Annotated in this window: 10 protein-coding genes; 1 reads left to right on the forward strand and 9 read right to left on the reverse strand. The window is 36.8% G+C overall.

Translation table 11 applies throughout. From position 1 onward, the window contains the following. The first annotated feature begins 393 nt into the window (after positions 1–393). A complete protein-coding gene (locus tag AACH31_RS09365) occupies positions 394–1,251 on the forward strand; it encodes an Rpn family recombination-promoting nuclease/putative transposase (RefSeq protein ID WP_161831072.1) in 858 nt (285 codons plus the stop codon). Between the two features lie 66 nt (positions 1,252–1,317). On the opposite strand, the gene AACH31_RS09370 is transcribed toward AACH31_RS09365, so the two are convergent. From AACH31_RS09370 to AACH31_RS09410, 9 genes are all read right to left on the reverse strand, one after another. After that, positions 1,318–2,325 carry an LCP family protein gene (locus AACH31_RS09370; RefSeq protein ID WP_161831071.1) on the reverse strand — a complete coding sequence of 336 codons (1,008 nt, stop codon included), beginning with the start codon at positions 2,323–2,325 and terminating at the stop codon, positions 1,318–1,320. Between the two features lie 76 nt (positions 2,326–2,401). Continuing rightward, positions 2,402–3,178, reverse strand: a complete 777-nt coding sequence (locus AACH31_RS09375) for a hypothetical protein (protein ID WP_161831070.1) — start codon at positions 3,176–3,178, stop codon at positions 2,402–2,404. 51 nt (positions 3,179–3,229) lie between these two features. Next, positions 3,230–5,182: a GGDEF domain-containing protein gene (locus AACH31_RS09380; RefSeq protein ID WP_338617492.1), complete on the reverse strand. Its 1,953-nt coding sequence runs from the start codon at positions 5,180–5,182 to the stop codon at positions 3,230–3,232. Positions 5,183–5,373: 191 nt separating this feature from the next. Beyond that, positions 5,374–7,116 (reverse strand): sensor histidine kinase, encoded by a 1,743-nt coding sequence (locus tag AACH31_RS09385; RefSeq protein ID WP_161831068.1) that lies wholly within the window; start codon positions 7,114–7,116, stop codon positions 5,374–5,376. Between the two features lie 488 nt (positions 7,117–7,604). Next, complete coding sequence (locus AACH31_RS09390) at positions 7,605–8,309, reverse strand: LytR/AlgR family response regulator transcription factor (protein ID WP_161831067.1); 705 nt, start codon at positions 8,307–8,309, stop codon at positions 7,605–7,607. 14 nt (positions 8,310–8,323) lie between these two features. Then, entirely contained in the window at positions 8,324–10,183 is a 1,860-nt protein-coding gene (locus tag AACH31_RS09395) for a diguanylate cyclase domain-containing protein (protein ID WP_338617493.1), read from the reverse strand. Positions 10,184–10,588: 405 nt separating this feature from the next. Further along, positions 10,589–12,436, reverse strand: coding sequence for a LysM peptidoglycan-binding domain-containing protein (locus AACH31_RS09400; protein ID WP_338617494.1), 1,848 nt, complete (start codon positions 12,434–12,436; stop codon positions 10,589–10,591). 572 nt (positions 12,437–13,008) lie between these two features. Beyond that, the gene (locus AACH31_RS09405) at positions 13,009–14,013 is read right to left on the reverse strand and encodes a hypothetical protein (RefSeq protein WP_338617496.1); all 1,005 of its coding nucleotides are present in this window, start codon (positions 14,011–14,013) and stop codon (positions 13,009–13,011) included. A 78-nt stretch (positions 14,014–14,091) separates the two neighbouring features. After that, positions 14,092–14,577 carry a dUTP diphosphatase gene (locus AACH31_RS09410; RefSeq protein ID WP_262953802.1) on the reverse strand — a complete coding sequence of 162 codons (486 nt, stop codon included), beginning with the start codon at positions 14,575–14,577 and terminating at the stop codon, positions 14,092–14,094. Positions 14,578–14,587 lie beyond the last annotated feature (10 nt).

Below are 14,587 nucleotides of genomic sequence, written 5' to 3' on the forward strand. Positions count from 1 at the left end.
CTTCATTCTATAACAAAGAATTCTATTTATGAGCTTTTTTTATTTGTCGCACTTAATATTACAATCTGTCATTCCAAAATATTTAAATTTAAAAAGGAAATCGCTCCATTGAGGCGTATTTTAAAGTAGGAAGATGATTCGATACTTTAAAAATGATATAATGGGTCCCCTGCGCCAAGTAGCGAAAGCTCTTGGCTATCCTCCGCTAGTAGGGCTTTGGCCCGCTATTAGTTTCAAAATATTTAAATTTAAAAAAGGAAAATCCTCTATTCACGCGTATTGTAAGATAGAAAGATGTTTTGACATCGTTAGTATGCTATAATAAACGGAGGAAAAATAAGATGATAAATTTAGAGGATTTAATGAAACAAGTGAAAGGGGGTTGGAGAAGACGTGGGACCGGTACTATTACCCCCAACAATGGATTTTGTTTTCAAAGGGCTGTTTGGAAACGAGAAGAGACCAGAACTGTTAATTTCATTTTTAAATGCGGTATTAACACCCGATGAACCGATTACTTCGATTACCTTTAAGGATCGAGTACTCGATAAACAATATAAAAATGATAAACTCGGATCGTTAGATATTTTAGCTACAACAAACAAAGGGGAGTTAATCAATGTTGAGGTTCAGGTGGCGGATGAAAGGAACATGATTGAGCGGAGTTTGTTTTATTGGAGTCGGTTATTTTCGGGACAACTTCAAAGCGGGAACCCTTATCAAAAACTTGAGCGAACGATTTGTATTAACCTTCTCGATTTTAATTTACTGGATACGCACGAGTATCATAGTTGTTATGTCCTAAAGGAAAAGGAACGTAATGAAGTACTCAGTGACTTATTAGAACTACACTTTATTGAACTTGATAAAATAAAAGATATAAAGCAGGCAAGCGACATTAAAACACACTTAGAAGCATGGCTTGAATTTATTAAGCATCCAGAAAGCCAAGTGAGCTACGAGTTAGCTCGCCAAGATGAAGCCATTCGTGAAGCCAAAGATGACCTCCTGATTTTAAGTTGTAATGAGCAGTTCCGTTTATATTATGAGGCACGTTTAAAAGCGTTGCTCGATAAAACGAGCCGCCTACAAACGGCGAGAGAGGAAGGCCTCGCACAAGGAATTGAGCAAGAAAAGTTAAAACATCTTAAAAATTGTTTTTCTCTTGAATTGAGCGAGGAGCAAATTGCACGAATTACTGAACTGTCAATTGATGAAGTGCGGCGATTAAGACAGGAATTAACGTTTTAAATAACTCCGAGAATGGATGACTTCCATGAAAAAAGACCTCTTACCAAAATTGTAAGAGGTCTTTTTTTACTTCTCAATATAACCAAATTTTTCGTAAATCGTTGCTTCCATTTCTTTGACGCGTTTTGAAGGCTCATAGTTTGAATCTCCATAAATATCTTCATGGACGTCCTTCACTAATTGTTGGTAACTATCGACAATATAAAGTGGACTATAACCGTTATATGTCACGCTCTGATTCACTGTTTCACCACTTCCACGTGGAATTTGATACGATTGGATATTTCCTAAATCAACTTTTAAAGCTTTCATTCCCAGCGATAAAATTTCATTTGTTGAAATATTCGTTTCAATATATGGCAAACATTCATTGACTAAGTCTAATAATTGTGAGTAATCAAGTGTTGATAACTTTGAAAACATTGCCTTCATAACAGCAGTCTGGCGATCCATTCGGACATAATCATTGTCTGAATAACGCAAACGCATATATCCTAATGCTTGCTTACCATCTAAATGTTGATAACCACTATGCGATACTTCTGCAATAAACGGAACTTCATTTTCATAAATCTCCAATTCAATTCCACCCATCGCATCAATAACATGCTCTACAGCTTCAAAATTGAAGGCCACATAACGTGTAAGGTCTAAATCAAAATTGTAGTTAATCGTCTGTAACGCGAGTTTAGCCCCTCCGTAAGCATAGGCATGATTTAACTTTTCAAAATCCTGTTTAACTCCAGGAATATAAATGAGCGTGTCGCGCTGTAACGACGTAATTTTAGCCTCATTATTCTTCGTATCTAGCGATAAAATTTTCATCGCATCACTGCGTCCATCTGTTTCATCCCCATTTTTATCAATCCCAAAGATGGCGATATTAATGACCTGAGATCGTTTCTCTTTTTCTAACAGATCTTTTTCAATTCCCGCCTCCGTTTTATCAATCTTCTCCGTCATGTCCATTTTTGAAAGCGTTGAATTTACAACATAATAAGCGGCCCCAACTCCACCTCCGACAAGTAAAACAACCACTCCGAGTATGATCCATAACACTTTAAATCGCTTCATGATTTTCCCTCCAAATCTCTATATAAACTCTTTTTTAAAATTATACCATATCCCGACAAATCATAGCTATTTTTTATTATCGTTTGAAAATCTTTTCAAAAATATTTTGGAGTGATTCAATCCCTGATTGAATAGATTCCGTCAGTATCTCTTTAACTTCACTCCACTTGCTTTCTAGTGTTCCTTTCTCCATCGCTAGATGCACATCTTCTTTCAACTGAAGAAATTGTTCATCTCCTTCCGATAAAGATAACGCCTGCTCAATCACCGTTAACGATTTCTCATACTGACGTTTCTCATAGTACGTCACGGCTTCTACTAATAAATCTTGAAGCCACCAACGTTTAGCGGTGTCCGCTAATTGCCTCGACTTTTCATAGTTTGGATCCTCCTCAATCACCTGTAAATACAGGTGATAGGCTTCCTCCCACTTTTTTTGAATGGCTAGCTTTTCAGCCTCTTTAAACTGTTGGCGTGATTGCTTCAATTCATCAACCTTTGTTTGAACATCTTGAATCAAGGAAGGACGATTAGCAAATGCTTCGATTCGTTCCACGCCCCCTATCGCTTCATGATAAGTGACTTGTTCTTGTCGGTACTCCTCAAATAATTGATTCGCTTCTTCTAATAAAAAGTGATCAAAGTCCTCGCCATATTTAGTTGATAACCGATAGCGAATCGATTCAAAAGCAATCAAATCATTTTCTTCGTAATAGCTAATCGCTTGATTGTAAACTCTTTTTAATTGATACTCCCTAATGACTAGGCACCCCACGCAAAGAATGATAAAGGCGGCAACCCCCATCACTATCATCCTTTGATGTTCGCTAATCCAAACTTTTAAACGATTCATCCAAAAGACCTCCTTTTTTAAAAAAGGACCCATCATTTGATGGGTCAATGACTATAAGGTATAAATTCCTTTACCTCTTTGCTTAGAAATGTTTAATTTAATCGTCGCAAGATTAATGTATTCATCAATATCGATTGTATTTTTTATATGACCTTTACTAATCCCCACACAGCACGTGATTTCGCGTTTGGCTGAGATTGTTTGACTCTGCTTAATGGCCTCTAAAATAAAGGTAACTTTCTCAATCACAGCATGCTCTTCAACGTCTTTCAAAACAATAATAAAGTGGTGTCCAGAATGGCGCGAAATAGCGGCATCTGGAAACACTTCTTTTAGTAAGTGAGATATTTCTACAAGTACGCGATCTCCCGCTAAATACCCAAAGTCTTGGTTATACAATTTAAAATCATTGATGTCCATTAATAAGAAATAATAGTTTTTATCCGGGTCCATTTCGGACTCTAGCTGTTCATATAATGCTTTTTTCGTGAGCGTTCGAGTTAAAGTATCGGTTTTTCCACTGTCCTTTACTCGTTTTTTCAAGGTTGCCAAATAAACATTATAACGATAAGCCCCGTATGCCAAGCCAATCCCAAATAAGGTCGCCATCACGTATCCTCCATATTTTATTACGACTCGTGAGAATGAGGTGTTAAACTGCATCTCGCGTTGGGCACTTTTTTGAATCATGTCGCGTAAGGCATTAATCGCATCAAGTTCCTGATCGAGTGGATCTCTTAAACGAGAAGTATATTGATAGACGGTTTCATAGTCACCTAGCTCGAGTAATCGTGCTAGAATTTGTGGCATCACGTGATGCATAATCCCTGAAGTATCGGGGGTAAAATACATCTTTGCTAGCAATTGTTGATAACGCTCGGTAAAGTTAATGTCACTCGCTTTTGTCCGATAACTTAAATCTAAACGAACCATCTCGATTAATTCACTAACAACTGGGGAAACATTCTCTCTATTTTTTATCAATTCAGCTTCTTTTAAGTATGCTTCACTTTCCTCGTATTTTCCTTCTAACATGAGAAAATATGCTCGATTAAATGCGATAAACCATTCAATATATTCTTTTTCTTCTTCGACAACTTCAGGGTATTTTTTTGCTAGTTTAGATAAGCCATTTTCAAACCCCTCATATCCATGCAGGAAATATTGAACTTGCAGCCAATGCCATAACATATCATAGTTTTCCTTAGGATCATCAGAAGCAATGGAAAAATAATTTTTTAACATCTCCTCTGTTTCCTCATATTGGTGTGCCCCGAAATAAAAACGGATGAGATGATTCATCAATTGAAGCTGGAGTTCCTTATTGTGTAAACTCACACTCATATTGAGGGCACGCGTTAACTCGCTGACCGCTAAATCTTTTAAACCATTTATATCATAAACTTCGGCGAGTTGTTTCATTAAGATGACCTTTTGTTCCTCATCCCGAGTTAACTGAATAGCCTCACTCAATAAGTAAATCGGGAATGTCGTATGATCCGTATACTCCGTCAACCCTTTAGCAAACTGCTGATAAAAGGAAATCGCCAGCGGCGAATTTTTCAGTTGAAAAATAACATTATTCGCCTCTTCAAAATAAAGATATCCGTTCTCAACATCGTCGAGCACTAAGTAATTTGTCGCAAGTGTTTCATAAATCAACGCGTCAATCGGTTGATGTCGGCCTGTAATAAAACTTGCAGCATTTAATAAATAATTAGTTGATGACTCATAATTTCCTTGAAGAGCAGCAATTTTTCCTAACGCAAAGTAGATTTTTTCTAAATCCTTACGACTCTTTAAATGCGTGAGCTCTTTATTAATATCTATTTCATAAGTTGCTAATTGTTCCTCACTGAAATTTTGACTCTCTCCACTAAGAATCTTTTCAATAAACTCGTCACTTTCCGAAAAAAATACCTTCCCTCTCAAGACAGAGGCTACTAAAATAGCCACTATCACTAGAACACTCAAAATCTTTAGCCAACGGGACTTGCCCCTCATTTCCTTTTCCTCCTACTACCTTCTTCATGACTTAAAAGCGGAAATCATAAGAGATAGCACACTTCTTAAAATATCGACTTCTAAGTATACCTATTGATTTATTACAACAAAATCTTACATAAGACTCATTATTATATCATATCATGCGAACATTAAAAGCTCAATGATAACCACATCGAGTGTTCATGATTTTAATCAGCAGTCGGAATTGGAATCGTCACCGTAAATTGAAATTGGGCATTAACTTCATCGAATTTCCACATCGTCATTCCCCCGTAATAGGATGTCACACGTTCGATATTTTTCACTCCATATCCATAGGTCATGCGCTCACGCTTACGACTCATGAGTAATTGGTTGATCACGATAGGTTCATGATCACAGCTATTTATTAATTTTATAACGATATACGACTCATTAAACGTATAAACTTGAAATTCTATCTCTTTATTCTCGCTTTGTTGACAACTTTCAATCGCATTATCAAGGAGGTTTGTTAGTAAGATCGTTAAATCCTTGTCGTTGATAAATGATAAATTCACACGTTCGATTTTATAATCAAAGTGAATATTTCCTTTTTTGATGAGGCTTAATTTTTCATTTAAAATGACATCCATTAATTGATGACCTGTAACAATCGTATTTGAAAGTTTCCCTAAATCATCATACATCACATCAATATAATCTAAGGCCGCCTGATTCTGTTCTAACTCAATGAGCCCCTTAATTGAACTGATATGATTTTTTACGTCGTGTGCCATTTCATTAATGCGTTCGTATTTTGAAAATATAATTTCATTATGTTCTAGTGCGAGGTGAGCACGGCGCTTTTCCATCATGACTTCCTTCATTTTCGCTTTTCGTATGACAAGAGCACCTCCAATAAAAGCTGCTAAAATCGTAATCGCACTGATTACTAAAGCGCCTATGACTCGTTCCTGTCTCCCTTGGTCATAGCTTTCAATCATATCAAGAACGTCAGTTGTAAACGTTGAAGTCGGAAGAGTTAATAAAATCCCCATACTAAAGTCACTACTTTTATGTCCAAAAATTAAATAATCTTGATTCTCCGTTTCTTCACGATAAAATCCATAATAGTCTCGATTATGATCGAAGGAATCTTTAATCGCTGCCAGTAATTTTGTTTCACGATCCCCTATTCTTTGATAATCTGTCACCCAATTAAAGGGGTGGGTACTAAACAACACATCCCCAAAATACTCTTCAATGGTTTTGGCCCCGCCTAAATTTAATTGAACTAAACTCATATGGGCATCTAATCCTTTAAGTTCTTCTCCTAGATTTAACGTGACATTCCCCATTAAATCTAACTTCACTTCTTCGCGAACCTTAAAAAAGATGAGTTTTTGATTCACTTCATCACGATAATAGTCTGATGGCCATGGTTCCATCAAATAATCCATTAAAGCTTCATCCACATTGATTGGCTTTCCTTGTGCATAAGCGACTTCTAACTGTTCATTTTCTCGATTCCAAATCGAAAATTCATACTTCGGGTATTCATAACTCAATCCTTTGATCAACTGTATTAAAGAGGGTGTTCCAGGGAGTTCGTCTCCTTCTAACTTTTCGGTAATGACCCGTTTAATTGAGACCAATTCATTCCAAAGCTCCGTTGAGATGACTCCCCGATAAACATTAATTTGCTCCGTTAATACATTCATCGAACTTTTTAATTCTTGTGCCCTTAATGCCAACGCTGTTTTATATAACTGATTAATTTCAACCTTTCTCGTTCCCTTAACAATTCCTGTATAACAAATGGTCAAAGGGATCGTAATAATCAACGCTGCTAGAAAAATTTTCACGTTCGATCCATATTTGAGGAAGAAACGTTTAAATGGGGAATAAACTTTTAAAATAAACCGTTGAATCCTTCCCTTAGCTACGATATGTTTAGTTCGATTCTGCATGTTACCTTCTCCTCATCGTTATTTAGCATCAATGCATGTAAATTACACTTTATAACCTTGTTTTCCTCACCATTCTTCTACCGACAAGACACCTTATCATAGGTCTATAAATTTAATGTTGACTTAGCCTATCGTGAAAAAACCTTTTTCATTGGATGACACGCCTCTTCTAAGCGGATTTAGGGACTAGTAAAAATAGAAATTCTTATGTTAACATCTTGTGTAGGCGGACTATTTATTTCCTTCTCTAAATAAGGAGAAATAATCCTAATCTTTACCTCCCGGTCATCAATCAATTCCAGCACATTAAATCGGTTCCTAAATCTATAAAACTTACTTCACTTTCGACAAAATAGAATAATATACGACAATATTATACACGAATGCGTACCAAATTTCTATAAAATTTCAAGTTTCACCGATTGAAACCATAGAAAAAGGGAATCCTTCTCGGATTCCCTTTTTCTCTTCATCGACCGTGAAAGAACTTATAGACTACTCACATATTCCATAAATTTCTCTTTAAATTGTTTATATTTTCGTAAGGAGATATAAACTTCTTGACCGTTCGTTAACGTGACACTATCTTTCCCCACTAATTTAACATGCTTCAAATTAACAAGATAACTTGAATGTGTTTGCGCAAAGTGATGATGTTCTAGTTCTTTTTTAAACTGTGCTAGACTTTTAGAACTGACATAGACTTCATCCTTTGTATAGAGGTTAACCTTACGACCCGCTATCTCTAAATAAAAGATATCTTCTACGGCGACTTTTGCTACCCTTTTATCTTGAGAGGCTAGTACAAATGGCGTCTGCTCAATCAGTTGATCCATAACCTCTTCAATTTCTAAATATAAAGACTCATCAGTGATCGGCTTAATAAGAAATCTTGAAGCAAGTACTTTATACCCCTCAGGCCAGAAATTTTCATGCGCCGTTAAAAAAACAATTTTTGTTCGGTGCGATTGTTCACGAATTTTTTTTGCTAACTGAATTCCATCAATGCCCGGCAAATGAATATCAAGGAACACCAAATCATATGCCTCTTTGAAATGGTTTAAAAATAATTCAGCACAATCAAATGCTTTTATATTTAACGAAATATTCTTTGCCTTTCCGTAACGCTCAACTTGCGTCATAATTTGCTTCATTTGAAACGACTCATCCTCACAAATTGCAATACGGTACAAAAAAATCACCGTCCTTATTCATCTTCATCTTTTAACGATTTCATATGGCGTTGCACTTCTTTTAAACATCGATCTAAATCAAAGTGATTTGATAACTGATAGGATAGTCCGCTCGCTCTCATTAAAAGTTGTCCCTTTGTTATCCCAGTATTAAATCTAATATCTAATGCATGAAAAGCTTCAATCGCTTGATTCATTTTTTCATGAATGCACGCTTCTTGATCAAATAGCATCACAATAAACTGATGTCCATTATAACGAACAACGAATCCCTCGTCAAATGTTGATTTTAATAAATCAACCGTTTGTCTTAAAATTCGATTTCCTGCCATATACCCATACGTATCATTGTATTTTTGAAAAGATTCTAAATCAAATAACATGACCTGTAAGGTCTCATGCTCCTTAATTAAAGAGTGAATTTCTTCATCTAACCATTCGTAACTTAATGATTGAGTCAAGGCATCGATTTTTTTCGAGTGTTCTATCTCCCTTTTCAAACGGCTAATCACTCGTCTTTGATAGAAGTATCCACTCATTAATATGCCAACTCCTATCAATATTAAAGCATTTAATTTAAACATTTGTTTCTTTTCTGAGCTATCTTTCAAATTCATAATTTGATCAACATCTTCAAATGAAGGCTCTTTCAAATATTCCTGGTCTAAGTAAAACTCATTCGCATAAGGAACACTATTTCCCCTTATTTGAGATAAATAGTCTTTCGCCTGACTGTAAATAAAATACACACTGACTGTCGATAACGCTCCAGTTCTTGATTGTTCTAATAGTGTCTCATATTCTGAGTATAAATCAATATCTACATTCAGATTTCGTTTAACTTCAAGTTCGAGTGTCTTCCTCCACAACTTAGAGTATTCATCTACTGCCGCCGTTTCTAGTAATTTCAGGGCTTCCTCATACTGACCTTCGGAAATTAATAAATTTGTCTGTAATAGATCGTAGTAATCATCAATGACTCCGGATTCTTGTTCTCTGATTTCATTTAAAAACTTAATAGATTCATCATATCCGTGGAGTTGGTAGTAACTATTCATTAAGAAATAGAGATAACCCATCGGATCGATGTCATACATTGTTTTATCAATCACTCGAAGTAATTCAAAGGTTCCTTCATAGCGTTCTTCAGCATAGTAAGCCATCGCTCCAAGATATAAAATATATTGTTCTAACATTTTATTATTTTGATCTTGCGCCAACATCCATGATTGATAAAGGTAATACATGACCCCTTCGTAGTTATGACTAATTAAACTAATCTCCATCATTAATAAATTTGTTTCAATGATTCGCATAGGTGTTAAGTCTAAATAGTTTGCCAACTGAGCTAAATTAGCAACAGCATCGAGGCGACTAAGCGAGTTCACATAAAGTTTCGCGCGTGATTCATAAACATCTGCTAATAATGAAAGTTCTTGGCAATCAATCGCATATTGTTGCGCTTTTTCATAATAGAGTTGTGACTGTTTAAAATCGCCTAACAAATAATAATTATTTGAGATTCCCATATAAATCATGATTTGTAGCTTATTCGACTCCGTATTTGCAACACTCAGAGCACGAAAAAGATAATCATTTGATTTCTCGTACTCGTTTGAATAATAGTGTAATTGGCTTAACCAATAATATCCCTGTTGTAATTCCTGTCTCGATTTCACGAATTCTAACTCTTCATTAAGATACTTTTTTTGTTTTTTTATATATTTTGAATCTAAATGATAATATTGTGCCATTTCGAAGTTATGCTCAAACTTATCAGTCCTAGTCATTTTATACTGATGGCTTACCACTCCAATTAGTAAAATGAACACACTAATTAAAGCCAGTATGATGATAGTAAACCTCCGCTTCAAAGCTACTCCTCCTAAATCCATTCTTGCATGTATGCTGGATTTATCATAACATCCTAATCAGAGGGACTCAACATTTTTCACATTTTCGTTGACTTTTTCGACAAAAATGTCTATGTTTATCGAATTAATACAAAGCGAAAAGCCCTCTCTATAGCTAACATCACGTAATGGGTTAACTCATCACCGATAAAACTTATGGAGCATCACTATTTATTTAAAAGGGATACCGTGAAGAGCGGTATCCTTTTCTAGAAAAACGGAAATTCTTTTATTGCTTTATCTCTTAGTATTCAGCGTGAAATTCATTGTTACCATCTATATCTAACAGAAGCACACAATATTTTCAATACGCGGTAACCCAATCATCCTTAATCTTTTTATATCGGGCTCGAATCTCTCTTATCCTTAATATAGACGTAACGTTTCTCCAGGATAAATTAAGTTCGGATTTTGGATGCCATTTAATCTCGCTAACGCATTTGCACTCGTTCCATAGCGAGCCGCAATTCCGGATAACGTATCTCCACTTCGTACCGTATACGTTCCTTGTCCGCTTGCTGTTGCACCAGAATTAGATCCTCCTGATACTGCTGCTGTTCCGCTAATTTTTAGCACTTCACCTGCATAAATTAAGTTCGGATTTTGGATGCCATTCAATCTCGCTAACGCATTTGCACTCGTTCCATAGCGAGCAGCGATTCCGGATAACGTATCTCCACTTCGTACCGTGTATGTTCCTTGACTAGTGGCTGTTACATTAGAATTAGATCCTCCTGATACTGCTGCTGTTCCGCTAATTTTTAACACTTCACCTGGATAAATTAAGTTCGGATTTTGGATGCTGTTTGATCTCGCTAATGCATTCACGCTAGTTCCATAACGAGCGGCAATTCCCGATAACGTATCCCCACTTCGAACCGTGTATGTTCCTTGACTAGTGGCTGTTGCATTAGAATAAGATCCACCTGATACAGCTGCGGTTCCACTTATTTTTAAGACTTCACCTGGATAAATTAAGTTCGGATTTTGAATGCCGTTTAATCTCGCTAATGCATTCACGCTAGTTCCATAACGAGCGGCAATTCCCGATAACGTATCCCCACTTCGAACCGTGTATGTTTCTTGACTAGTGGCTGTTGCATTAGAATAAGATCCACCTGATACAGCTGCGGTTCCACTTATTTTTAAGACTTCACCTGGATAAATTAAGTTCGGATTTTGAATGCCGTTTAATCTCGCTAATGCATTCACGCTAGTTCCATAACGAGCGGCAATCTCTGATAAGGTGTCACCCGACTGTACGGTATAGCTTCCTTGTCCAGATGTTGTTGAACCTGAATGAGTTCCACCTGATACAGACGCGGCTCCTCTTATTTTCAATACCTCACCTGGATAAATCAAGTTCGGATTTTGAATGCCATTTAATCTGACTAATTCATTCACAGTCGTTCCATAGCGAGCGGCAATTTCCGATAACGTATCGCCTGACTGTACCGTGTACGTTCCAACATCGGTTGGTGAAGAACTTGGAACTTGTGGTCTTGCATGATCAGGGACTGTCGGAATTCCACCTTGATCAGATAAGAAAATATCCGCTGTATAGTAATCTAAATCGACCGAGCTTCCATAAATTCCAGGAACCCTTCCAGATTCACTATACTGAAACCCTACCCACTCTGTCCACTTTCCATTATTCCGTGGCTGACTCACACCATACTCAGCAATCCAAAGTGGATACTGGGCAACTGCATTATTCCAGATGTAACGCGCGCTTGATAGATTACTATATACCACAGCTCCCTTACCACTCAATGATTCAACAGTTTGCAAAAAGGCTAATCCAATTTCGTTGATTTCCCATGTAGATAAGGATCCATAATATTCAAAATCCATCGCTAAACGGCAATCAATTTCTTTTCCCTCTAAAATAGAAACAAAATAGGCGGCCTCGGAACGAGCCTCTTGAACACTTTCAGCTGTTACATAATGATAAACCCCAACTTTTAATCCCGCTTCCTTAGCCTTTGCATAATTAGCCTCAAACATCGGATCCATCCGGTGCCCTTGACTTGATTTAATATATACGACCTCAACACCCGAATCACGAACAGAATAAAAATTAATATTTCCTTGCCACTTACTTACATCGATTCCCCGATATATCGTTTCACTGCTTGGACTCATGGCAAAGGCAGTGAAACCCGTTATTAACGACAACACTAGACTGAGTGTTACCACCAGAAATTTCTTCATAAAATCGCTCCTTTAATGTATACTCCATACATTTTATGAAGAAAAAAGATGAGCGACAGGGTGATTATCTCTAACAACTAAAACATCAAATAGTTTTTTTACTTCCCTAAAAAATCAACTCGCAATGACAAAAAGAAGCAAAAGAGATTGAAAATCTTAACCCCCTCCAACCATTCAAGAAAACCTGCCATGTCCCGGGAAATAAATTGCCCCAATTTGTTAAAAAACAATAAAAAAAGTCCTTATCCAAGGACCTATTTTATATTGATACAATTCGTTCACCCATCAACACTCGATTTTTCCGACTAAAAGAACCACCAAGCGACAATTCCAATAACCCCTAATAATCCATAAGCAACCGTTAACCCTTTAAAAACACGCCTAATCACTTCATCACTCATCGTACCCCTCCTTATTACATCATAAGAAGCAACAAAGAAGGATCTTCCTAATCTTTACGCCGATTCGTCCACATTTTTCACCTTACATCCCCCCCCTTTGTTTTGTCTTTAAAGAAATGGGCTCATCTCAAAAGTTAAAGGATGTAGTGAAAACGTAAACTTTATCTCAAGCTAGATTTTTAACGTTTGTGATAAAAAGACTTTGACCCCTCCCGCGGAAATAGGTAACACTAATAAAAAAAGCAGCAACTTCACCAAAGAGCCCTCCCCACGATAACCTAACAAAAGAACTAATAGCAGAGAATGAATCATATAAACTTCCATCCCACAAACCCCCATCGTCTTAAAAAAAGAGGAGCGGCATTGAAGTTTCATTAATAAACATAATAAAAAGGCGATGAAAATATAAGGAAGTCCCCAAGTGATTAGCGTACCGCCACGAAGATACCATCCGTAACTTAACAAAAAGACAAGCGTCGTCCCAGCAAGAAAGGTCGAAAACCGATAACGTATCATCCGGAATAAATAATATTGATATTGGCAACAAAAGGCCCCGATTAAAAAACAAAACGCCACCGTTGCATTCCAATCCAACTTCAAACTAATAAAGGCATAAATCAAACTAAACACACCCAGCAACTTCATTTTAAATCTCGTCCGGTAACTCACATAAAAAGCGGTATAAAAATAAAGCGTGGCCCCAAGCAACCAAGCACTACTCCCATCAAAAAAATGGGTTCCTACTGTTTGGTAGACAATAGTCCTTAAATCTACCTCGTTTCCTTGAAACATCATTACCAAATATTCTAAAACGTTCACCCCAATAAAAAGAAAAAGAAGTTGTGGCACTTGATGATAAAAGAGTTTTTTTACCTGTCGTTTACTTTTTCGATACACTGACATCCACTCATATCCACAAGTAAAAAGATAAAGGATTGATCCTAACGTCCCTACCTTTAACATCGATGCCATTAACGGGGTAGCATGCGTCAATCGCTCACCCACACTTTGCATCACAATTAATAAAATAGCAATTCCCTTCAATGTCCCAATATTGTTTCGATTTAAAAAAGCGTAGCCGCCCCTCCCCCAGATATATGACCGGATGGATAAAAGAAACGGCATCACTAAAAAAATGAAGACATAAACAATCCATCCCTGCGATAAATAAAGCATCTTTTTTCCCCCTTTTGTTAAAATTATATCTTATTCGAGAGAAACGGACAAATAAAAAAAGCAACCGACGTTGCTTTTTTATTTTCCTGATGACCCAAAGCCTCCTGTTCCACGCTCTGATTCCATCGCTAATAATTCATCGCGACTAATTTCTTTAATCTGTAGCTTCGGCACCTCAACCATTAGGCATTGACAAATTGCCTTTTCATACGGATAAACGATACACTCAGGAAATGACTGCGGGGTAGCACTTTTAGCAATAACAAGTGGTTGCGGATTATGATTGGTTACCGCAATAAACCACTCGCCACGGTATCCTGAATCAATGACCCCACATCGCTGACCGATTCCTTTTGATCCCGTTGAACTTCTTTCTTTAATGATTGCAACATACTGACTTGAAAAAGCCGATGAAATTCCCGTTGGAATTAAAACTGTTTCATGGGGTTGAATCATCTTGTATGGTTCATCGAAACAAGCATATACATCGAATGCCCCATCTTCTTCTCGTTTTGATGGAATAATCGCCTCATCTTTTAGCTTCGCAAAATAAATTGAATTCATCGTTATTCTC

The sequence above is a fragment of the Turicibacter faecis genome (genome assembly GCF_037076425.1).
Taxonomy (GTDB): Bacteria; Bacillota_I; Bacilli_A; order MOL361; family Turicibacteraceae; genus Turicibacter; species Turicibacter faecis.